19 protein-coding genes and 1 pseudogene are annotated in these 21,806 nt (G+C 64.5%); 9 read left to right on the plus strand and 11 right to left on the minus strand.

Going from position 1 to position 21,806, the window contains the following annotated elements; genetic code table 11:
* Positions 1-11: 11 nt before the first annotated feature.
* The 8 genes and pseudogenes from ACZ0AJ_RS21410 to ACZ0AJ_RS21445 all read left to right on the plus strand — a co-directional run bounded on the left by ACZ0AJ_RS21410 (position 12) and on the right by ACZ0AJ_RS21445 (position 7,918).
* Positions 12-899 (plus strand): LysR family transcriptional regulator, encoded by an 888-nt coding sequence (locus ACZ0AJ_RS21410; protein WP_499456431.1) that lies wholly within the window; start codon positions 12-14, stop codon positions 897-899.
* Positions 900-1,171: 272 nt separating this feature from the next.
* On the plus strand, positions 1,172-1,555 hold the full coding sequence (gene rpsL / locus ACZ0AJ_RS21415) for a 30S ribosomal protein S12 (protein ID WP_005663517.1): 384 nt from the start codon (positions 1,172-1,174) through the stop codon (positions 1,553-1,555).
* 134 nt (positions 1,556-1,689) lie between these two features.
* Positions 1,690-2,160, plus strand: coding sequence for a 30S ribosomal protein S7 (gene rpsG / locus ACZ0AJ_RS21420; RefSeq protein WP_183554302.1), 471 nt, complete (start codon positions 1,690-1,692; stop codon positions 2,158-2,160).
* Between the two features lie 130 nt (positions 2,161-2,290).
* Positions 2,291-4,397 (plus strand): annotated as a pseudogene (gene fusA / locus ACZ0AJ_RS21425) (elongation factor G).
* Between the two features lie 84 nt (positions 4,398-4,481).
* Positions 4,482-5,675 (plus strand): elongation factor Tu, encoded by a 1,194-nt coding sequence (gene tuf / locus ACZ0AJ_RS21430; protein ID WP_183554297.1) that lies wholly within the window; start codon positions 4,482-4,484, stop codon positions 5,673-5,675.
* A 189-nt stretch (positions 5,676-5,864) separates the two neighbouring features.
* Positions 5,865-6,179, plus strand: coding sequence for a 30S ribosomal protein S10 (gene rpsJ / locus ACZ0AJ_RS21435; RefSeq protein ID WP_183554295.1), 315 nt, complete (start codon positions 5,865-5,867; stop codon positions 6,177-6,179).
* Between the two features lie 213 nt (positions 6,180-6,392).
* Positions 6,393-7,301, plus strand: a complete 909-nt coding sequence (locus ACZ0AJ_RS21440; RefSeq protein ID WP_499456432.1) for a hypothetical protein — start codon at positions 6,393-6,395, stop codon at positions 7,299-7,301.
* On the plus strand, positions 7,295-7,918 hold the full coding sequence (locus tag ACZ0AJ_RS21445; protein ID WP_499456433.1) for a hypothetical protein: 624 nt from the start codon (positions 7,295-7,297) through the stop codon (positions 7,916-7,918). The genes ACZ0AJ_RS21440 and ACZ0AJ_RS21445 overlap by 7 nt, the downstream gene beginning before the upstream one ends.
* Positions 7,919-8,097: 179 nt before the next feature.
* On the opposite strand, the gene ACZ0AJ_RS21450 is transcribed toward ACZ0AJ_RS21445, so the two are convergent.
* The 8 genes from ACZ0AJ_RS21450 to ACZ0AJ_RS21485 form a co-directional block, all read right to left on the minus strand.
* Positions 8,098-9,438 carry a TerD family protein gene (locus tag ACZ0AJ_RS21450; protein ID WP_499456434.1) on the minus strand — a complete coding sequence of 447 codons (1,341 nt, stop codon included), beginning with the start codon at positions 9,436-9,438 and terminating at the stop codon, positions 8,098-8,100.
* Positions 9,435-10,352, minus strand: a complete 918-nt coding sequence (locus ACZ0AJ_RS21455) for an HpcH/HpaI aldolase/citrate lyase family protein (RefSeq protein ID WP_499456435.1) — start codon at positions 10,350-10,352, stop codon at positions 9,435-9,437. Before ACZ0AJ_RS21455 ends, ACZ0AJ_RS21450 begins: the two co-directional genes overlap by 4 nt.
* A complete protein-coding gene (locus ACZ0AJ_RS21460; protein ID WP_499456436.1) occupies positions 10,345-11,436 on the minus strand; it encodes a cysteine protease StiP family protein in 1,092 nt (363 codons plus the stop codon). Before ACZ0AJ_RS21460 ends, ACZ0AJ_RS21455 begins: the two co-directional genes overlap by 8 nt.
* Positions 11,433-12,197: an HAD family hydrolase gene (locus ACZ0AJ_RS21465; protein ID WP_499456437.1), complete on the minus strand. Its 765-nt coding sequence runs from the start codon at positions 12,195-12,197 to the stop codon at positions 11,433-11,435. The genes ACZ0AJ_RS21460 and ACZ0AJ_RS21465 overlap by 4 nt, the downstream gene beginning before the upstream one ends.
* Positions 12,175-13,353: a phosphoribosyltransferase domain-containing protein gene (locus tag ACZ0AJ_RS21470; RefSeq protein WP_499456438.1), complete on the minus strand. Its 1,179-nt coding sequence runs from the start codon at positions 13,351-13,353 to the stop codon at positions 12,175-12,177. Before ACZ0AJ_RS21470 ends, ACZ0AJ_RS21465 begins: the two co-directional genes overlap by 23 nt.
* Positions 13,350-14,369 carry an ATP-grasp domain-containing protein gene (locus ACZ0AJ_RS21475; RefSeq protein ID WP_499456439.1) on the minus strand — a complete coding sequence of 340 codons (1,020 nt, stop codon included), beginning with the start codon at positions 14,367-14,369 and terminating at the stop codon, positions 13,350-13,352. The genes ACZ0AJ_RS21470 and ACZ0AJ_RS21475 overlap by 4 nt, the downstream gene beginning before the upstream one ends.
* 85 nt (positions 14,370-14,454) lie before the next feature.
* The gene (locus ACZ0AJ_RS21480; RefSeq protein WP_183554281.1) at positions 14,455-15,030 is read right to left on the minus strand and encodes a TerD family protein; all 576 of its coding nucleotides are present in this window, start codon (positions 15,028-15,030) and stop codon (positions 14,455-14,457) included.
* Between the two features lie 167 nt (positions 15,031-15,197).
* A complete protein-coding gene (locus ACZ0AJ_RS21485) occupies positions 15,198-16,331 on the minus strand; it encodes an epoxide hydrolase family protein (protein ID WP_499456440.1) in 1,134 nt (377 codons plus the stop codon).
* Positions 16,332-16,489: 158 nt separating this feature from the next.
* Between ACZ0AJ_RS21485 and ACZ0AJ_RS21490 the strand changes: the two genes are divergently transcribed.
* A complete protein-coding gene (locus ACZ0AJ_RS21490; protein WP_499456441.1) occupies positions 16,490-17,245 on the plus strand; it encodes an SDR family NAD(P)-dependent oxidoreductase in 756 nt (251 codons plus the stop codon).
* 12 nt (positions 17,246-17,257) lie between these two features.
* Here the strand turns inward: ACZ0AJ_RS21490 and ACZ0AJ_RS21495 are convergent, their stop codons facing one another.
* From ACZ0AJ_RS21495 to ggpS, 3 genes are read right to left on the minus strand one after another with little or no spacing between them, the layout of a single operon-like run.
* Entirely contained in the window at positions 17,258-18,148 is an 891-nt protein-coding gene (locus tag ACZ0AJ_RS21495) for an AraC family transcriptional regulator (protein ID WP_499456442.1), read from the minus strand.
* 28 nt (positions 18,149-18,176) lie between these two features.
* The gene (locus ACZ0AJ_RS21500; RefSeq protein WP_499456443.1) at positions 18,177-19,289 is read right to left on the minus strand and encodes a mechanosensitive ion channel family protein; all 1,113 of its coding nucleotides are present in this window, start codon (positions 19,287-19,289) and stop codon (positions 18,177-18,179) included.
* Between the two features lies 1 nt (position 19,290).
* Positions 19,291-21,609 carry a glucosylglycerol-phosphate synthase gene (ggpS, locus tag ACZ0AJ_RS21505; RefSeq protein WP_499456444.1) on the minus strand — a complete coding sequence of 773 codons (2,319 nt, stop codon included), beginning with the start codon at positions 21,607-21,609 and terminating at the stop codon, positions 19,291-19,293.
* Positions 21,610-21,806 lie beyond the last annotated feature (197 nt).

Here is a 21,806-nt window from a genome sequence, read left to right on the forward strand (position 1 = left end):
TGCGCCTACCCATGATCGAACGCATTCACCTGTCCATCATCCGCGAGGTCGATCGCCGCGGTTCACTGACCGCCGCTGCCGACGTGTTGTGCCTGACCCAGTCGGCGCTGAGCCACGCGGTCAAGAAGCTCGAAGTGGGGCTGGGCACGCCGGTGTGGACGCGCGAGGGCCGCTCGCTGCGCCTGACCCAGGCCGGCCACGCGCTGCTGGCGCTGGCCGAGCGGGTGCTGCCGCAGCTTGAACATGCCGAAGGCCAGATGCTGGCCTACGCGCGTGGCGAGCGCGGGTCGCTGCGCATCGGGATGGAGTGCCATCCCTGCTACCAGTGGCTGCTGAAAGTGGTCGAACCCTATCTGGCGGCCTGGCCCGAGGTGGATGTCGACGTCAAGCAGCGCTTCCAGTTCGGCGGCCTGAAGGCGCTGCTGGGCTACGAGATCGACTTGCTCGTCACGCCCGATCCGCTGTTCAAGCCGGGGCTGCGTTTCGTGCCCGTGTTCGACTTCGAGCAGGTGCTGGTGGTGCACAGCGGCCATCGGCTGGCGGGGCGCGCGCATGCTACGCCGCGTGACCTGTCCGATGAGGTCCTGATCACCTATCCGGTCGATATCGAGCGGCTCGACATCTATAACCAGTTCTTCGTGCCGGCCGGCTGCGCGCCGCGCGAGCGCAAGGCGATCGAGACCACCGACATCATGCTGCAGATGGTGGCCAGCGGCCGCGGCGTGGCGGCGCTGCCGCGCTGGCTGGTGGAAGAGTACGCGGGCCGCATGCCGGTGGCGCCCGTGCGGCTGGGGGAGGCGGGCGTGTTCAAGCAGATTTTCCTGGGCACACGCGAGGTCGACGCCGGCACCACGTACCTGGATGCGTTTGTCGAGATCGCCCGCCATGCCGAGTTGTAGCAGTGATGCCACATTGGCCACGGTCTGCGTCAAGACGGCGAACGACTGCCTGCAAAATCAGCAAACTGGTTGACCCATCATCACAATGCGTCTATACTCGCAGGTTCTCGATTTATTCTGCACATCGTATACGCATTCGCAGCCGCTCCATTTTACTGAGTGGCTTTCGTCGCCTGTCTTTGTCATTGTCATCGGGACTAGGTTTCAGTCCCCGGATCAGCACGTTGCAGGTTCGGGTCATTAATGAGTAGTACTTTGTTGGATTAGGAACGATGCCAACCATCAATCAACTGATTCGCAAACCGCGTGAAGCTGCGGTTGTGAAGAGCAAGTCGCCGGCACTGGAAAACTGCCCGCAAAAGCGCGGCGTGTGCACCCGTGTGTACACCACCACGCCTAAGAAGCCAAACTCGGCGCTGCGTAAAGTCGCCAAAGTGCGTCTGACCAACGGTTTCGAAGTCATTTCGTACATCGGCGGTGAAGGCCACAACCTGCAAGAACACAGTGTCGTGCTGCTGCGCGGCGGCCGTGTGAAAGACTTGCCGGGTGTGCGTTACCACATGGTTCGCGGTGCACTGGATACCCAGGGCGTCAAAGACCGTAAGCAAGCTCGCTCGAAGTACGGCGCGAAGCGTGCCAAGGCTGCGAAGAAGTAATTCTTCGGCGTGTCATGCACACGTCACATTAATTAGATAAGTTGAGCCGGCCGCAAGGCCGAGTAAGTGAAGGGTCAAGAGGGCCTTTCGCGAGTGCACAGCGTGCACTCAACTGAAGACATGAAGGAATCGAAATGCCACGTCGTCGTGAAGTACCCAAGCGCGAAATCCTGCCGGATCCAAAATTCGGTAACCAGGATGTCGCCAAATTCGTCAACGTTCTGATGCTGTCCGGCAAAAAGTCGGTTGCAGAAAACATCATCTACGGTGCATTCGAACACATTCAATCCAAGTCGGGCAAAGACCCGCTGGAAGTGTTCACGACCGCGATCAACAACGCTAAGCCGCTGGTGGAAGTCAAGTCCCGCCGTGTCGGTGGCGCCAACTACCAGGTGCCAGTGGAAGTTCGTCCGGTTCGTCGTATGGCGCTGTCCATGCGTTGGTTGCGCGAAGCCGCAAACAAGCGCAGCGAAAAATCCATGCCGCAACGTCTGGGTGGTGAACTGCTGGAAGCGGCTGAAGGCCGTGGCGGCGCGATGAAGCGTCGTGACGAAGTGCACCGTATGGCAGAAGCGAACAAGGCGTTCTCGCACTTCCGCTTCTAAGCAAAAGGGCGAAGGTAGGGGGATTATTTCCTTGTGCTAACGTCCCCGTAGTATCTGTTGTTCAGGCCGGGCTCATTTTGATCATCAAGATGATGCTCGGTTTTGTCCATTCAAAGATTTAGGAAAAATTATGGCACGCAAGACCCCCATCGAGCGCTACCGCAACATCGGTATTTCGGCTCACATCGATGCTGGTAAAACCACCACCACCGAGCGCGTCCTGTTCTACACGGGCGTCAACCACAAAATCGGCGAAGTGCACGATGGCGCAGCGACGATGGACTGGATGGAGCAAGAGCAAGAGCGCGGCATTACCATTACCTCGGCAGCGACGACCTGCTTCTGGAGCGGTATGGCCAACAACTTCGCCCCGCACCACATCAACATCATCGACACCCCGGGCCACGTTGACTTCACGATTGAAGTCGAACGCTCGATGCGCGTGCTCGACGGCGCCTGCATGGTTTACTGTGCAGTCGGCGGCGTGCAGCCACAGTCGGAAACCGTGTGGCGTCAGGCTAACAAGTACAAAGTTCCACGTCTGGCCTTCGTCAACAAGATGGACCGTACTGGCGCGAACTTCTTCAAGGTCTACGAGCAGATGCGTGCTCGCCTGAAGGCAAACCCGATTCCGCTGCAGATCCCGATCGGCGCCGAAGAGAACTTCCTGGGCGTGGTCGATCTGGTCAAGATGAAGGCCGTGTACTGGGACGACGCGTCGCAGGGCATGAAGTTCGACTACCGCGACATCCCTGCTGAACTGCAGGACGAAGCCAACGAATGGCGTGAAAAGCTCGTCGAGACCGCTGCTGAAGCGACCGAAGAGCTGATGAACAAGTACCTGGAAGAAGGCGACCTCTCGGAAGAAGAGATCAAGGCCGCTCTGCGCCAGCGTACCATCGCGTCGGAAATCGTCCCGATGATGTGCGGTACCGCGTTCAAGAACAAGGGCGTGCAAGCCATGCTCGACGGCGTGATCGAATACCTGCCATCGCCAATCGACATCCCGCCAGTCACGGGTACCGATGAAGATGACCAGCCAGTCACCCGCAAGGCAGAAGACGACGAGAAGTTCTCGGCGCTGGCATTCAAGATCATGACCGACCCGTTCGTTGGTCAGCTGATCTTCTTCCGCGTCTACTCGGGCACGATCAAGTCGGGCGACACCGTCTACAATCCGATCAAGAACAAGAAAGAGCGTCTTGGTCGTATTCTGCAGATGCACGCTAACCAGCGCGAAGAAATCAAGGAAGTCCACGCCGGCGACATCGCCGCTGCGGTCGGCCTGAAAGATGCAACCACGGGCGAAACCCTGTGCGATCCATCGTCGATCATCACGCTGGAAAAGATGGTCTTCCCTGAGCCGGTGATTCAGCAGGCAGTCGAGCCAAAAACCAAGGCCGACCAGGAAAAAATGGGCCTGGCACTGAACCGCCTGGCACAAGAAGATACCGTCGTTCCGCGTGCGTACCGATGAAGAATCGGGCCAGACCATCATCGGTGGTATGGGCGAGCTGCACCTGGAAATTATCGTTGACCGCATGAAGCGCGAATTCAACGTGGAAGCAACCGTGGGCAAGCCACAGGTTGCATACCGCGAAACGATCCGTAAGGCAGTCACCGACGTCGAAGGCAAGTTCGTCAAGCAGTCGGGCGGTCGTGGTCAGTACGGTCACGCAGTCCTGACGATCGAGCCACAAGAGCCGGGCAAAGGCTTCGAGTTCGTCGACGCGATCAAGGGCGGTGTCATTCCTCGCGAATACATCCCTGCAGTCGAAAAAGGTGTGCGCGAAACCCTGACCTCGGGCGTGCTGGCTGGTTATCCAGTCGTTGACGTCAAGGTCACCGTGACCTTCGGTTCGTACCACGACGTCGACTCGAACGAAAATGCATTCCGCATGGCCGGTTCGATGGCGTTCAAAGACGGCTGCCGCAAGGCCAGCCCGGTCATCCTCGAGCCGATGATGGCCGTGGAAGTCGAAACGCCGGAAGACTACGCCGGTTCGGTGATGGGCGATCTGTCGTCGCGTCGCGGTATGGTGCAGGGCATGGACGAAATTCCAGGCGGCGGCGGCAAGATCATCAAAGCCGAAGTGCCACTGTCGGAAATGTTTGGTTACTCGACCTCGCTGCGTTCGGCGACCCAGGGCCGTGCGACCTACACGATGGAATTCAAGCACTATTCGGAAGCGCCTAAGCACGTGATTGACGCCATCGTCACTGCCAAGTCGAAGTAATCAGCAATACAAGCAATTCAAGGGAGACGGGACGTCCTGTCTCCCTTTAAACAGAACATATCGTTTCTTTAAAGGAATCTGGAAATGGCAAAAGGTAAATTCGAACGGACCAAGCCGCACGTCAACGTCGGCACCATCGGTCACGTTGACCACGGCAAAACCACCCTGACGGCTGCTATCGCAACTGTCCTGTCGAAGAAATTCGGCGGTGAAGCCAAGGCCTACGATCAGATCGATGCGGCACCGGAAGAAAAAGCACGCGGCATCACCATCAACACCGCGCACGTTGAGTACGAAACCGAAAACCGTCACTACGCACACGTTGACTGCCCAGGCCACGCCGACTACATCAAGAACATGATTACCGGTGCTGCGCAGATGGACGGCGCGATCCTGGTGTGCTCGGCTGCTGACGGCCCAATGCCACAGACCCGCGAGCACATCCTGCTGGCGCGTCAGGTTGGCGTTCCGTACATCATCGTGTTCCTGAACAAGTGCGACCTGGTCGACGACGCAGAACTGCTGGAACTGGTCGAAATGGAAGTGCGTGAGCTTCTGTCGAAGTACGAGTTCCCAGGCGACGACGTCCCAATCATCAAGGGTTCGGCACGTATGGCCCTCGAAGGCAAGCCGGGCGAAATGGGTGAAGAATGCATCACCCGTCTGGCCGAAGCACTGGACACCTACATCCCAACGCCAGAGCGCGCTGTTGATGGCGCGTTCCTGATGCCAGTGGAAGACGTGTTCTCGATCTCGGGTCGCGGTACCGTTGTGACCGGTCGTGTCGAGCGCGGCGTCGTCAAAGTCGGCGAAGAAATCGAAATCGTCGGCATCATCGACACCGTCAAGACCACCTGCACCGGCGTGGAAATGTTCCGCAAGCTGCTGGACCAGGGTCAAGCTGGCGACAACGTCGGCCTGCTGCTGCGCGGTACCAAGCGTGAAGATGTCCAGCGTGGTCAGGTCCTGGCAAAGCCAGGTTCGATCAAGCCGCACAACCACTTCACCGGCGAGATCTACGTTCTGTCGAAAGATGAAGGCGGCCGTCACACCCCGTTCTTCAACAACTATCGTCCACAGTTCTACTTCCGTACGACTGACGTGACCGGTTCGATCGAGCTGCCAGCAGACAAAGAAATGGTCATGCCAGGCGACAACGTGTCGATCACCGTCAAGCTGATCAACCCGATCGCGATGGAAGAAGGTCTGCGCTTCGCAATCCGCGAAGGCGGCCGTACCGTCGGCGCCGGCGTTGTTGCAAAAATCCTGCCTAACTAATCAGGGCAAGATGGTGGATCGGCTCTCTTTCGGGAGAGTCTGATTGACACAACGATGGGGACAGACTTTTCGGTCTGTCCCCATCTGTTTGGGTGGGAACGATGTTATACTCCCGCCTCTTGTGCAGTAACGAAGTATCTCGACCACATTGCCGGCACCAAGCCGGAACGTTCTTTTAAAGGAAATCGCATGTCCGCTAACCAGAAAATCCGTATTCGCCTGAAAGCATTCGACTACAAGCTGATCGACCAGTCGGCCCTGGAAATCGTCGAGACCGCGAAGCGCACCGGCGCCGTCGTCAAAGGCCCAGTCCCACTGCCAACCCGTATCCAGCGTTTCGACGTGCTGCGTTCGCCACACGTGAACAAGACCTCGCGCGACCAGTTCGAAATCCGTACGCACCAGCGTCTGATGGACATCGTGGACCCAACCGACAAGACCGTTGACGCACTGATGAAGCTCGACCTGCCAGCTGGCGTCGATGTCGAAATCAAACTGCAGTAATCGCATTTAAGTATTGGCGGCATTGGCCGCCGATGCTGCAAGAAGCCAGGTTGACCGTATTGCGGGCAACCTGGCTTTTGTCATTTCTGGGCGCGACTCCCATCATGCCGGGCGCATGAACTGCGCTCCGGCAGCCATCAAGCATTGTCGGCACTGGCAGGGCGTGATGTAATCGACAGGTTTGCTTAGCTCGATTGCCCGCCCATGCGTCAGATGCATATAGTTTCCCTCTTGCGTGCCACGACGTGGCGCGAACTCGCCGGCCTGGCGATCGGCGCGCTGCTGCTTGCTTCGATCGCCAAGAGGCTCGCACCTGAAGCGGTCAAGCCGCTGCTGCATCATGCCGGTCTCGCGCTGCCCCTGCTGCTGCTGATGGCAAAGGACATCGCGCATGCCCCGCAAGCGTGGCAACGGCTGCGCAGCGCCCATGCGGCGAGGGCGCCTTGGTATGCGCACTTGACGGCGCTGCTGCCGCCTGAACTGCCGGGACTGTTCAAGCTCGATCGCCTGCTGTGGCTCGGTTGCCTGCGCCGAGTGCAGGGCAAGCTGGCTCCTGCCACGCTGCCTGATGGCGTTGCACTGACTTACCTCGAACGCGGTGCCTACAACACGGCGCGCGCCGTGGTCTTCGTCGCGCTGCTGCTCGAGCTGCCCACGCACGCGCTGCTGCTGCACCTGTTCATCAAGGATCCCGACGCGCTGCTGGTGATCCATATGCTGGGTGCCATCGCCGTGCTGTACACACTAGCGTGGGTGCTGGGGGACCGCTGGCATATCGGTGCAGGGCGCCATGTGATGACGGCAGAAACCCTGCACCTGTGCGTGGGCGCGCGGGTGGAGGGCACGCTGCCACTGGCGGCGATCGCACGCGTCGAACCGGTCGACCTGCTGCTGCCGACGTGGCGCCATCGGCACGGTGTAGCGCGCAGGGATACGCTTGTCGTGACGCCATTCGACAAGCCGAACTGCGTGCTGGTGCTGCACAAGCACGCGCAGGTCGATATCCTGCTGCATCAAGTGACGACGCGGCTGCCGCAGTACGTGTTCCTGTATCTCGACCGCCCGGCATTGCTGGCGGCGCACGTCGATCGGATGCGTCCGACTGTCAGCATGCCATGCTGATGCAGGAGCAGGGCGCAAGGAGCCGCGCTGGATCTGTCGCGTTCATCGTGCTGGCGCACGTGCTGTTCGTGCTCGCATTGGTGCACTACGCCAGTCCCCGGCCCGACAATGCCAGCACGCCGGTCGACTACATCGCGTTTGCGTTCATCGTAGCGCCGGTGAAGCCGGTGCCGCCACCGGCACCGATACCGCAGGCGCGCAGCGCGCCATCACCAGTTGCCGTCCCGACCGTGCGGCCACCCCGCATCGCCACACCGCGTGCGATGCCGGCGTCGCCCGAGCCGATAACGATCATCGCACCGCCGCAGGAAACCCCATCGGCCACGCCAGCCGAGACGACGACGGCACCTGCATCGGCGCCGACCGGAAAACTGGACATGGAGTCGCTGCGCGGCCTGGCCCGGCAGGTGGAAAAAGAGCGCGTGCCAACGCCACTGGAACGCGTGCGCACCGCGGAGCAACTGCGCGGCGCCGATGACAATAACCTGGCGCGCGCGATCAAGAGGGCGAAGAACCCGGACTGTCAGAAAAAGTATGCCGGCGGCACAAACGTCAACCTGCTGCTGTTGATCCCGCTGGCCATCGATACGATCACTGGTACCGGCTGCACGTGGTAGCTGCCAAAAACAGCCGGGGTCAGGTCTGACATTCGGACACGATCTCTACCGTACCTTGACCGAGCGTCGGATAAATGCTTGCTTGCTGGCGAAGTTGCCCTAGCAGCTTCCTGGAACTTTAGCTAAAGCTGAGGCCGTGTCCGAATGTCAGACCTGACCCCGGCTTTGTTATGGCCAGCTTATTTGCTGCCGGTCTTCCAGCGCATGCCAAAGCCGAAGTGGCGGTCCATCAGTTCATGCGCGCTGGTGGTGCCTTGCTGCTGGAAGTATTCGGCCAGTTTGGTGATCACGAGCTGGCCGCCGCGGTTTTCGATCAGCGCGATCGCGCACATGATCTGGCGATCGCCGCCGTCGAGTTTGACTTCCACTGGCGCCTGGCCCGGTGCGGTGATCGTCACCACGCCATTGGTCACGCTCCAGTTGGCGGCGCCCTCGTAGATGAACGAGAAGATCACGGCGCGCTTGATCTGGTCGAAGCGCTCGCCGTTGATGAACAGGTTTTCGCCATTCGCGGCGGCGCCCGTACGGTCGTCGGCGTCGAGCTTGATGAACGGATCGCGCTCGTAGTCGCCGAACGTGTTGCCCAGTGCTTGCACCAGGCCGCGGCGGCCGTCCGTCAGCTCATACATGCAGCCCAGATCGAGGTCGATGCCGGTACGGCCCTTGCGTGACGCTTGCGCCTTGTTGGCCATCTCGCCCGCCTTGTGCGCAAGGTCGCCGGCCATGCTGGTCAGGCGGTCGAGGAAGCCGCCGCCCCTGGCCGCTGCGGCCGGTGGCGGCGTGGATGGTGCCGGTGGCGGCGCGATCGCGGCCTGGTTCCAGTTCAGGTTGACGTGGATGCGGCCATAGCCGCCGCCCGCGCGCTTGTCGAGCGAGACCTTGTCGCCGCGCTTGTCGAGCGTGATTTTTGATAGCGAGACGCGTGGCGCGGCTGGCGTCGCAACGGGAGCAGGTGCCGGCGTGGACACCGGCGTCGGCGCTGGCGTTGCCGGCTTCGACGAAGATCCCGCTTCGGCACCGCCAAAGTGTGCGAGCAGCGCCGACAGGCCGCCACTGAAACCCTGGCCGACCGCGCCGAAGCGCCACTGGCCGTCGCGGCGATACAGCTCCGCCACGATCACGGCTTTCTCGTCGCCGAAGTCGGCGCCCGACCACGGGAAGCGCAGCGCGCTGCCCAGCGTGAGCGAGCTCGCGCCCAGCGTGCGCATGCTGGCCGCGCCGTCGATCGCGGCGACGAATACCAGCTTGGCGATCGATGCTGGCAGCTGGTCGAGGTTCACGGCGAAGCTGGCGCGGCCCGACGACTGGTTCAGGCGCACTGCGCCCTCCGGGCTGGCCAGCTGGTTGTAGAAGACCATGTAGCGGTCGTCGGACAGCTTGTCATTGGCATCCAGGCCGAAGCAGGACACATCGACCGAGGCGCCGTTGGCGGCAATCTCGACGTCGACGTTGAAGACGTGGCCGCTGCCCAGATCGGCCAGCTTGCCTTTCTGGCCGCGCGAATAGGTGGTCATGTTCATGAGGGTTCCCCTTCCAGGAATGGTTTGTGATCCAGTTCGGCGCCGTGGAAACCGAACAGGCGCGATTGCTCGACCGTGCGTTCGGCCCAGGCGCGATGGGTGGCGACTTCGCACATGGCGTCGTTCATGCGAAACACGGCCGGCGCCGACTGGTCGAGAATCGCGCGCGCCACCGCCAGGTCTTGCGGCGACACCTTGAAGTGCTGCTCGATCGGCGCGATCTGGGTCGGATGGATAGCGGTCTTGCCGATCATGCCGTGCGCCAGGTCTTCGATGACTTCCTGGTCCAGCAGCTCGGGCAGGTCGAGATACTCGAACACGGGCGCGGTCAGCATGAAACCGTAGGGCCGGAACGTGGTGACCAGGCGCGAGATGACGGGGCCCAGCGGCGTGCGGTACAGCGTCATGCCGCGCGGCCGGCGCAGGCCCAGCAGCGCCAGCAAATCGTTGCCGCCGATGCGCAGCGCCAGGATGCGATGGCGTACGCCAGGCGCTTCGAGCACGGCGCGCAGGCCCTGCATCTCGAGGTCATCAAAGGCTTCGGCCGTTTCCAGCGTCGGCATCAACACGTGCTCGGTGTGGCGCAGCAGCCGGTAGTAGTTGTCGAAGTTGTGGCGGGTGATCTTGGGCAGCACGAAGCCGGTAAGTTTGTCGGCGCCCGGCATGGCCAGCACGCGCTCCAGCACTTCGGTATTGCGCACCCGGACGAAGCGGTCGGCCGCCACGTCCACGCGCATATTGGCCAGCACCACCGACAGGTTGAACAGCGAATAGCTCAGCTCCCGGTCGGCGATGGCGTCCTCCGTGCAGAAGATCAGCGACCGCGCCTGCGGGATCAGGTCGCCGTTGGCGATCTCCGCCAGGTCCTTGTGATTGGCCGGCACGTACAACGACGCGCCCAGTGATTTAGCCATCGGATGCACTCCTGATCAGGGATACTGCGTGATAGGGCAGGCTCGGGTCGATCTCGACCGGGACCTGTTTTTCTTCGGCCAGCGCGGCCAGGTGCGCCACAGCCGGCGCATCCGCCTCGCGCAGTACCAGCAGGCGCGGCACGCGCCGCAGCAGCACGCGCGTGGCTTCGCCGATGCCCGGCTTGACGAGGTTGACGTCCGCCACGCCATAGCGCCCCATCGCGGCCCGAAGATAGGCTTGCGAGCGCTCGCGCGCACCATGCGCATCCACTGCCGGCGCATCGGCGACATTCGCCGCCAGCGCCAGCGCGGTCAGGTCATCGGCAAACCCCTGCGAGCGGTCGATGCCGGCAAAGTCCGCATAGAACACACAGCCGTGAAAATCGTCCGCGCCCAGATCGTCGGGCATGACGGTGCGGCTCACCAGGCCCGATACTGTGGCGTTCAGGATGCTCGACGGGATCAGGTAATCGTCGCACGAGGCGGCGCAGGCGGCAGCGCCGGCCAGATCCGACAGCACGTACAGGCCCGTGTCGATCGTCACGCCGTGACGCAGGTTGAACGCGTTGACCGAGCCGGCCAGTTCGCGCGCGATGACGCCCTTGCCGGTCCAGCCGTCGACGAACACGATCGATTCGGGCGCGTGGCCCTGGGCCAGGATGTGGCGCAGGGCGGCGGCGTCGATGCCGCGGTCGCGCACGATCGATACGCAGTAATGCACGGCGTCGCGCCCGAACCGTTCGCGCAGCAGGCGCGCCACGACCACGCCCACCGGCGTGCCGGCGCGCGCCAGCGAGACGATCGTGACCTGGTGCGCGCGACGCGCCGCGATCAGGCCCGCCAGGCGCAGGCAGTCCTGCGCCATGCGCGGGTTGTTGGCGGCGCAGGCAGCGTCGAACAGGCGCATGTAGCGCGCGGACGGCGCGGATTCCGGCGACAGCATCTGGCTGTAGTGACGCTGGCCGCTCTGGATCAGCGCTTCCTTCTCGGCGACGTCGACGAAGTCCGGCTGCGGCAGGCGGCGCAGCAAAAAGTCGACGTCGCCATCGCGATAGCTGCCCGGGAAGGGGGCATGCGAGATCACAGCGCCCCCACGGTGACGCCGGCCAGCTGCGTGCCGCGTGGGATGATTGCGTAGTCGCAGGCGGCCATGAAGCGCGCATCCGAGCGGCTGTCGCCCATGCCGAAGGTGACGATCTCGCCGTGTTCGGCCTTCAGCCGCGCCGTGATGTGCGCGACTGCGTGGGCCTTGTCCAGCGCCTTGGGCAGGATCGCCAAGTTGTTGCCGTTGCGGTGCACGACATAGTCGCGATTGCCGTCCGCGATCCACGGTCGCACCACGTGTTCTTCGAGCGGCGCGAGGCGCTCGCTCAGCTTGTCCGGGTCTTTCACGACCAGGAAGAACGGCGTGCCGATGTCTTCGATCATGCGCGCGCGGCCAGCGTAACCGGTGCGTGCGCCATGGGCGTCGATGTGGGCCGCCAGCTCCAGCAGGCCGGGCAGGGCCGTGTGCATCGCCGTGCGCACGCCTTCCAGAAAGGGCCGGTCAACCGCGCCGCCCGGTTCGAGCACAACGCCGCCGTAGTTGATGACGGCGTAGCTGGTGAACGGCAGGTGCACGCGGCGCAGGCCGTCGAGGTCGCGCGCGGTGGTCGGGATCATCGTCATCCCGTCCTGCAGCAGCGCGAGAAATGAGCGCTGGGCCGGCGTGGTGTATGAACAGATGCTGCCGTCCTTGTAGTACGCAGCAGGCTGCAGCGCATCGGGGGCATCCCGGTGCGTGCCGCACTTGCCGAAGGTCTGGAACAGCGTGTCGTCCAGGTCAGCGAACAGGAACTTCTTCAACGTGGTCCTCGGACTGGAAATGGAACAGGCGCGCGCGCAGGGTATCGGCCAGCGCGAACAGCGCGGGGCCGGGGGCGGTTTCAAAGCACAGCAGGACATGGTCGTACTGGCCGGGTGCGACGTTGTACAGGTAGTTGGCGATGCCTTCGCCGTAGTTGTCGGGGAAGGTCAAGGCGTGGCCCACCGCGCCCCAGGTCAGGATCGGCGAGCGGGTCGTCGACTGCACCACCACGTCGACGCCGCGCGCTTGCAGGGCCGCGCCGAGCAGCGTGGACGCGTGCATGAATTCCCCGGTGCCCAGCACCAGCACGCGGCTGCCAGGGGCGAATTCGCCGGCCAGGCGCGCGGCAAGGGCGGTCGGCGCCTTGACGGCATGGTCGATCCCCAGGCGGCCGAACGTGCTGCTGGCGCCGCGGTCGGCGTCGTGCTCGAAGCGCTGGGCCGCGCCCTGGTCCGGTGGCAGCGGGCCTTGCGCGAACGTGAACTGGCCGTCGACCAGCGCGCCGATGGTGGCCGGCAGGCCGAAGCGCGCATCGAGTTCGCCGGGGGCGGCCGGGCCCATGAAATTGGTGATCGTCGCCAGGTGCACGCGCTCGATGCCGGGGTTCAGGCGCTGGCAGGCAGCGGCCAGGTTAACGAAGGTGTTGCCGGTGCTGGCTTCATCGTCGACCATCACGACTGTGCGCGCCGCCATGAACAGCGCGTGCAGCGCCGGATCGGTAGGCTCGTGCAGGAACTGGCGCGGCGCGTGGCTGTGCGCCTCGGCGAATTCGATCAGTGGCCCGGCGCCCACGCGGTAGCGCGTGGTGTACAGGAACAGCGCCTGCTGCGCCGGATGCGCGCGCAGCCAGGCTTCGAACACGCCCTGGCCCAGGCCAATCGCAGTTTCAGCCATCGCGATGAAGAGCACCGGACCATTGACCGGTGGAACGGTGGCCGCCAGGCGCTCGTGCACGGCCAGCATCGCGCGGGGCGACGCCGGCCAGTGCTTGCCCAGCACCTTGCTCAAGAAGAGAAAACCACGCTTGGCATTGGCGCGCGCGGCAAAGCCGAGCAGCTCGTCGACCTCGGCCGCGCCGCTGTCGATGCGCAGGTCGAGCGTGCCGGTGGGCAGTTCGATGCGCTGCAGGGTGGAAGAGGGCGCAACCATGGTCATGCCAGTTCCGTGGCGACGCTGACTTCGGCCACGCGCATGCCGTTGGCCACGGGCGGTACGGTGACGCTGTCGACACCGTCGGCGAAGCAGCGCAGCGCGATGTAGGGCAGGTTGGGGCCAGCCAGGCATGCCATGGCGATCCCGCCCGACATGCGCGGGTTGATCTCCAAGAGGCGCGGGCGGCCGCCGCCTTCGCGGAACTGGGCGTTGAATACGCCGTTCAGGCGGTAGTCGGCGCACAGGCGCGTGGTGGCGTCCAGGATGTCCTGGCGCATGTCGATCAGCTGGCCGCTGCCCGCTTGCGGCAGTTTGCGGCGCACGACGGCGGTCACCAGGCGGCCATTGTCGCCGACGCAGTCGACGCTGTATTCGGGGCCCTCGAGGAACTCCATCAGGAGCATGGTGCGAAATTCGCCCATCTCGGCCAGGCCGCGGCGCAGGTCGTCGTAGCCGACGTGGTACTCGGCGCCGGCCAGCAGCAGCGCGGCGCTGCTGCGCGCTTCATCGACGATGGCAAAGCCCAGGCCATAGATCGAATGCGACGGCTTGACACACAGCCTGGCGTGGCGCGGACGCAGTTCGGCCCAGGCAGCGTCGAACTGCGCGATGTTTTCAAAGACGCGAAACTCGGCCACCGGCGCGTCGGGCAGCACGGTTTCGGCGTAGAAGTCGGCCTTATCGTGGATGCGTTTGAGTTCGGCGGGCGGCGCGGCCGACAGCACGCGCGTGCCAATCTCGGCGAAGCGTCCCAGTTCGGACGCCAGCAGCGTGGCTTCACGGCCGGGCACGAAGATGTCGATCTTTTGCTCGCGACAGAAGGCCAGGCACCAGTCGATATACGCCTCGCTTTTCAGGCCGACCGGCTCGATATGAAATTCGTGGGCCAGGCGCGCAGCAGGTGCATGGCGGTTGGCGTTGCTGTGAACGATGGTGAAACGGCCGTCGGTATCGGCCTCGCGAATCAGCTTGATCGCAGCATTGACGGACGAAAAAGTCCTGTTGTACCAAACGCGCATGCGCTATTTCCTGAAGATGTTGCAGACAGGGCCCGCATGTGGCGCGGGCCCGGGGGATTACATGGCGACCGGCGAGGCGAACGACTCAGACGTTGACGCCGAACGAGCGGGCCAGAGGACCCAGGCCGCCCTTGAAGCCCTGGCCGACGGCGCGGAACTTCCATTCGCTGCCGTGGCGGTACAGTTCACCGAAGATCATTGCGGTTTCGGTCGAGCTGTCTTCGGACAGGTCATAGCGCGCGATCTCGGTTTCGCCGGCAGCGTTCAGGCAGCGGATGTACGCCTTGCTGACCTGGCCGAAGCTCTGGCGGCGCGCTTCGGCATCGTGGATGGTGACGCAGAACGAGATCTTGTCGATGTCGGCCGGTACGCGGTTCAGTTCAACGGCGATCTTTTCGTCGTCGCCCTCGCCCTGGCCGGTGGTGTTGTCGCCTGCGTGGACCACAGAACCGTCGGTCGACTTCAGGTTGTTATAGAAGATGAAGTCGGTATCGCCGCGCACTTTGGCGTCGGTCTTGAGCAGGAAGGCGCTGCCGTCCAGATCGAAAGCGGAACCGTCGGTCGAGCGGGGATCCCAGCCCAGGCCGATGATGACCTTGGTGAGGCCCGGTGCTTCCTTGCTCAGGTTGACGTTGCCGCCTTTTTGCAGACTGATTGCCATACGAACTCCTTGTTCCGTTGAGGGTTGACTGGCCGCCGGTACACTGGCGAACCTCGGGGATGGTCCCGCCAATATAGGCGGTAAGCGATCAATTGTACATGGGGCTGCAGCATGTGGATTTCAACCGTTTTTCATAGGAGGATGTACGTACTTGCGGCCTACAAAAGTCAGGCCTGCGCACGTAGCGGGCGAAAGAAGGCGCGGATCTCTTCGGCCAGCATCGCAGGCTGTTCGAGCGCCGCGAAATGCCCGCCCGCCGGCATCGTGTTCCACTGCCGCACGTCGAAGCTGCGCGCGACCCAGCTGCGCGGCGGCATCGGCAGCTCGAACGGGAACAGGGCCACGCCCAGCGGGGGCGCAACGCGCGTCGTCAGTGCCATGGGCCGCGCGCGGCCCTCGACATACATGCGAAAGGATGACCCGATCGATCCGGTAAACCAGTACAGGCTGATATTGGCCAGCAGCGTGTCAAGGTCGATGGGGCCATCGCTCCAGGCCTGGAATTTTTCGGCAATCCACGCGGCCAGGCCGGCCGGCGAATCGTGCAGGCCCACTGCCAGCGTGTGCGGCTTGGTGCCCTGCAGCCGCGCGTAGGCGCCTTCGCGATCCAGAAACCCGGCGGCGCGGCGCAGGAAATCCTGTTCGTCGTCCGTCAGCTGTTCGCCAGCGGCCTGCGGTGGCCGGAACGAGCCGGGGATGTAGTTCAGGTGCATGCCGATGACCTGCTCCGGGAAGCGCTGGCCCAGCCAGGCGCTCACGCCGGCGCCGATGTCGCCGCCCTGCGCGCCGAAGCGCGGGTAGCCCAGGCCCGTCATCAGTTCGGCCCACAGGCCCGCGGTTTCGAATGCGCCGATGCCCTTGTGCGTGGGTTGCGACGAATAGCCGAAGCCGGGCAGCGATGGCGCCACCACGTGGAAGCTGTCGCGCGGATCGGCGCCGTGCGCGCCCGGGTTGGCCAGCAGCGGGATGATCGCTTCCATCTCGAGAAACGAGCCGGGCCAGCCATGCGTGAGCACCAGCGGCATCGGATCGGGCCCGGCGCCGCGCTGGTGGACAAAGTGGATAGTCTGGTCCTGCACGCGTGCACGGTACTGCGGCAGGCGATTCAGGCGCGCTTCGACCGCGCGCCAGTCGAAGCCGTCGCGCCAGTGCGCCAGCAACTGCGCCAGGAAGGCGGGATCGATGCCTTCGCTCGCTCCCTGGCCGGCGATGGCTGGCGCGAGGCGGGTACGCGCCAGGCGCGCATGCAGGTCGGCCAGGTCGGCCTCGGGAACGGCGATGTGAAACGGTTCGATGTGCATGGCGGCCGGGAGCTGGGAAGGTAGTGCCGATTGTAAGGTGCCCTGAAGACGGCGCACGATTTGGAGGATCAGGCAAAGACCGGCCAGCTTCCGGCAACGGCGCGGGCGGCGCGGCTCACATACTGGCTGCTCTCTCCAACACACAAGGAATCACCATCATGACCACGATCGCTCTCGTTACCGGCGCCAGCCGCGGCCTGGGACGCAACACCGCACTGCACATCGCCCGCCGCGGCGGCGACGTGATCATCACCTACCAGAGCCGCCAAGCCGAGGCCCAGAAAGTGGTCGACGAAATCCGCGCTTTGGGCCGCCAGGCGCTGGCGCTGCAGCTCGACGTGGGTGACGTCGCCAGCTTCCCCGCGTTTGCCGCCAGCCTGCGCGCGGCGCTGGCAGATACCTGGGGCCGCGAACAATTCGACCACCTCGTCAACAATGCGGGCCACGGCGCCATGGCGCCCATCGCCGACACCACCGAGGCGCAGTTCGACCATCTGGTCGACGTCCACTTCAAGGGCGTGTTCTTCCTGACCCAGGCGCTGCTGCCGTTGCTGGCTGACGGTGGGCGCATCGTGAACCTGTCGTCGGGCCTCACCCGTTTCGCGCTCCCGGGCTTTGGTGCGTATGCGGCCGTCAAGGGCGCGGTCGAGATCCTGAGCCTCTATCTCGCCAAGGAACTGGGCGGGCGCGGCATCGCGGTCAATACCGTGGCGCCGGGTGCGATCGAGACGGATTTCCTGGGCGGCGCGGTGCGCGACACGCCGGACTTGAACGGCGTGTTTGCCGGCATGACGGCGCTGGGCCGGGTCGGGGTGCCGGACGATATCGGGCCGATGATCGCCAGCCTGCTGGGGCAGGACAATCGCTGGATCAACGGCCAGCGCATCGAAGTCTCGGGCGGGCAGGCGATTTGATGCGCCTTGCGCTCAGGCGGCGTGCAGGCGCTCGTGCGCGGCGCTCACGTCGCGCACCGGCGGCAGCCCGAACATGCGTCCGTACTCGCGCGTGAACTGCTGCACGCTTTCATAGCCGACCGCATGGGCGGCCGTGCTGGCGTTGACGCCGTCGGCGAGCATCAGGCGGCGCGCCTCGATCAGGCGCAGCTGCTTCTGGAACTGCAGCGGTGTGAGCGACGTTACCGCGCGAAAGTGCTGGTGGAACGAGGAAGGACTCATGCCGGCCAGGCCGGCCAGCTGTTCCACCGGGAGCCGGCGTGCATAGTCGGTGCGCAGCAGCGCGACGGCGCGCGCCACGCGGCGCACGTGACTGTCGGGCAGGCCAAGGCGCCGCACCGCCGCGCCGTGGCGACCGGCCAGCAGCCAGTAATGGAATTCGCGCACCAGCGCGGCCTGCAGCACCGGCAGCGCGGCGGGCCGCTCGATCAACCCCATCAAGCGCAGGGCGGTGTCTGCCAGGTGCGCGTCGGTCGGCGCGCTGCGCACCGGCGCGCCGGTGGTGTCTTCGATCGTCGCCATGTCGGTGGCCAGATCGGCAATCACGGCCGGATTCAGATCCAGCACCAGTGAACAATAGGGCGCCCTGCTGCTGGCCTGCCTGATCTGGCTGAGGGTAGGCACGTCGGCCATGATCAAGAGAGAATCGCCCGCATGGAACGTGAGCGTTTGCCCGCCCGTGCTGACTTCTTTGCTGCCTTGCAGGACCAGGCAGGCCAGCGGGCGGGCGATCTGGCTGGTCAAAGCGCTGCGCTCGTTCACGCGGATCGCGACCAGGCCGGCGATCGGCGTGGGCGCGATGCCGTCGCGGTCGGCCTGGAGGGCGGCGTAGCGCAGGACGCGGGCGAGAAGTGGCGTGTGCATGCGCCAAGTGTAGCGCGACGAACCCGCGTCAGGCAGCTTTCCCGAGCGATGCATCGGCGTCGTTGCCTGCCTGGGCGCTGTCGTGCGGCCGCGCTTCACGCGTGAGCTGCACGGTCTGCACCGGCAAGGCCAGTGCCACGTCCTGCGCCTGCAGCAGCGCCACGATGCGCAGATAGATCTCCTGCTGGATATCCATGTAGATCGTGTAGTCGGTATTGTCGACGTAGTACACGACTTCGTAGTTGAAGCTCGGCGCGGCCAGGCCGCTCAGGTGGGCGCGGTCGAAGCGCACCTGTGGCTGGGCGCGCACGATCTCTTCCAGCAGGGCTGGCAGCGCGCGCAGGATCGGTTCGGGCGTGCGGTGCGACACGCCGAACCCGAACACGACACGGCGCGACGCCATCCGGCGCAGGTTCTGGATGCGGCTCTTGAGCAGGTCGTTATTCGAAAACACGATCTGCTCGCCGCCCAGGCTGCGCACGCGGGTGGTCTTCAGGCCGATCTTCTCGACCGTGCCCAGCATCTTGTCGACGATGATGAAGTCGCCCACGACGAACGGTTTGTCGAGCACGATCGAGAGCGACGCGAACAGGTCGCCCAGGATGCTCTGCACCGCCAGCGCGATGGCGATACCGCCGATACCCAGGCTGGCCACCAGTGTGGTGATGTTCACGCCCAGGTTGTCGAGCACCATCAGCGCGACAATCGCCCACAGCGCGACACGTACCAAAAAGGTGACGGCGGCCGAGGACGTGACGCGGTCCGGGTCTTCGCTGCGCTGCGCGCGCGTGACGCGCAGCCAGGTGCGCAGGCCCGTATCGCCCCACAGCGCGACCTGGACCAAGAGCGCCGTGATCGCGAAGCGGCCGATGAACAGGTCCGCCTTCGCGGGCAGGGTCAGCAGGCTGGCGCCGACATACAGGCCGACAAAGCCCAGCACCACCAGTTTGGTTGAGCGCAGCGTGGCGGCGGCGATGTCGTGCAGCAGCGCGGGCGTGCCCGTTTCGGTCTGCGTGGCCCCCACGCCCAGGCGCCGTGCGATGATCGACTTGAGAGCGTCCAGGCCGATGGTCACGGCCACCATGGCTGCCAGGGCGATCAGCCAGTCGGCCACGGGATTGGCAAGGATGATGTAGTTCATGTCAGGCCGCGGCGCGTTCTTCGATCGGTTGTTCGGCGCCCGGCGCCGGCAGTGCTGCCAGCGCGGCCAGGAAGTCGTCGCCCCAGCGCGTCACGTCATGACCGCGCACGATCGCCGCCATGCGCCCGGCGCGGTACGCCACTTCGTCGGCGCCCATCGTCAGCGCGTCGTACAGCGTGGCGCTCATCGCGTTGGCATCGTACGGGTTGACCAGCAGCGCGCCGTGCAGTTCGACGGCGGCGCCGGCGAATTCGGACAGCACCAGCGTGCCGGGCCGGCCTGTCGCATGGCGGGTGGCGACGTATTCCTTGGCCACCAGGTTCAGGCCATCGCGCAGCGGCGTGATCCAGGCGATGTCGCAGGCGGCGTAGTGGGCCACCACCTGCTCGAACGGCAGGCTGCGGTAGAAGTAACGCACCGGCACCCAGTCCATCGTGGAGAAGCGCCCGTTGATGCGCCCGACGATGCGGTCCAGGTCTTCGCGCAGGCTGTCGTAGATGTCCATGCCGCTGGCGGCCGGGGTGATGATGTTCAGCAGCGTGACCTTGCCCAGCAATTCCGGGTGCTGTTCAAGCATGCGTTCATAGGCCTGCAGCTTTTCCAGCGAGCCTTTCACGTAGTCGAGGCGCTCGATCGAGACGATGCCGGTCTTGCCGTCCAGGTAGGCGTCAATCTCCGCGATCTGCTGCTGCACGGCGTCGGTTTGCACCAGCGCGTCGATCAGGTCCGTGTTGGTGCCGACCGGATGGGCGCCCAGCGCGACCTGGCGGCCATTCACCTCGAGCGCGGTGGTCATGTGATCGACCCCCAGCGCGCAGCCGAAGGTCAAAAAGCGCGGCGCGCAGCCCACGCCGTCGACGATCTGCACCGGCGCGCAGGAACGGGCGGCGTCGACGAAGTTCTCGACGTAGCGTGGAATATGAAAGCCCACGTAGTCGCATTGCAGCAGGCTGCCGATGATGTCGCGCCGCCATGGCAGGATGTTGAAGACGTCGCTCGACGGGAACGCCGTGTGGTGGAAGAAGGCGATCTTCAGGTCGGGCCGCAGTGGGCGCAGGAAGGCCGGCACCATCCACAGGTTGTAGTCGTGGATCCAGGTGGTGGCGCCGTACGCCGCTTCACGCGCGGTCTGCTCGGCGAACAGGCGGTTGATCTCGAGGTAGCGTTCCCAGTGGTCCTGGCGGAACACGGCCTTGTCGGGGAACGAAAAGATGATCGGCCAGAACGCCTCTTTCGAGAACTTCTTGTAGAACTGGTCGATATCGTCCGGCGTGAGCGCGATGCGGGCTGCTTTCAGGTGCGGATAGCGCGCCGCATCGACCGCGACGTGTGGAATGAAGCCGGCCGGTGTGCGGCTGTTCTGCTGCGACCAGGCGACCCACGAACCCTTGCGGCCGCCGGCAAAAAAGCTCAATAGCGTGGGCATGATGCCGTTCGGGCTTTTCGGGCGTCGCGCGTACGTCACGCCATCCTCGACCACTTCGTCGTAGGGCAGGCGGTGATACACCATCACCAGTTCGGCGTCGCCGCAGGCTGGAGCGGGGGCAGGGCTGTCGTCGCCATCGAAGCGCAGGCCATGGCGGCCAAGTGCTTCGAGGATGCCGCCGCAGCCGGCGGCGTCGGCCACCACCACGCGCGGCGACTTGCGCACGGCTTCGACCAGCGCCGGTTCGGCGGCGCCCACGACCACGCCGCGAAAACCCGCCTCGAACATCGACAGGTCATTCAGTGTGTCGCCCGCCACCAGAATATGGGCCGGATCGAACCCGGCCACTTCAGCCAGGCGGCGCACGGCGGCGCCCTTGCCGACGCCGCGCGGCAGTACGTCCAGGTATTGTCCGGCCGAGAACAGCAGATCGCACCCGAGGGCGTCGACTGCGGCGCGCAGTTCCGGTGTGATGGCGGACTCGGTCGCATAGAACGAACAGCGCCGCTCCTGCGGCACGAGCTGGCGGACCAGTTGCGGAAAGCCACTGAGCGCGCGCAGCACTTCATGGGTGCCGGGCCAGGTGGCGGCGATCTCGTGCGCGATGGGCTCGACCGGGCGCAGGTCGGCATCGACGATCGTGGCGCCGACGTCAGCGATGATGTAATGAGGACGCGGGACGGTGGGATCGCTCAGCAGCGGAATGACGGTTTCCAGGCCTCGGCCGGTAACGAAGACCAGTTTGGCGCCGGGCAGGGCGCCCGAGAACAGTTCGCGGATGCGGCGCCGCGCCTCATGGGTGCCGGCCAGCAGCGTGCCGTCGAGATCGGTAGCGAGGACAAGGCGGGAAGGGTCGAGCAGGCGGGGCCAGCGTTGTGTATCAATGACAGTCATGTTGTACATCCTTGCAGCAATGCGTCCGCCAGCAGACCAGGGGTGGACTGACGGCGCAGGTCGGGGCCCGCGAAGTCGCCGGGGAGGCGCGCGGGCCGGGGAAAGGCGGATGGCGCGAAGCGCGCTTTGTTGTACGAAGAGTTGCGTGTTCGAAAAGGCCAGGGCCGCCAGGCGGAGAAGGGCGGGCAGCGCCGGCA

It is taken from the genome of Telluria sp. AC161 (genome assembly GCF_979258535.1).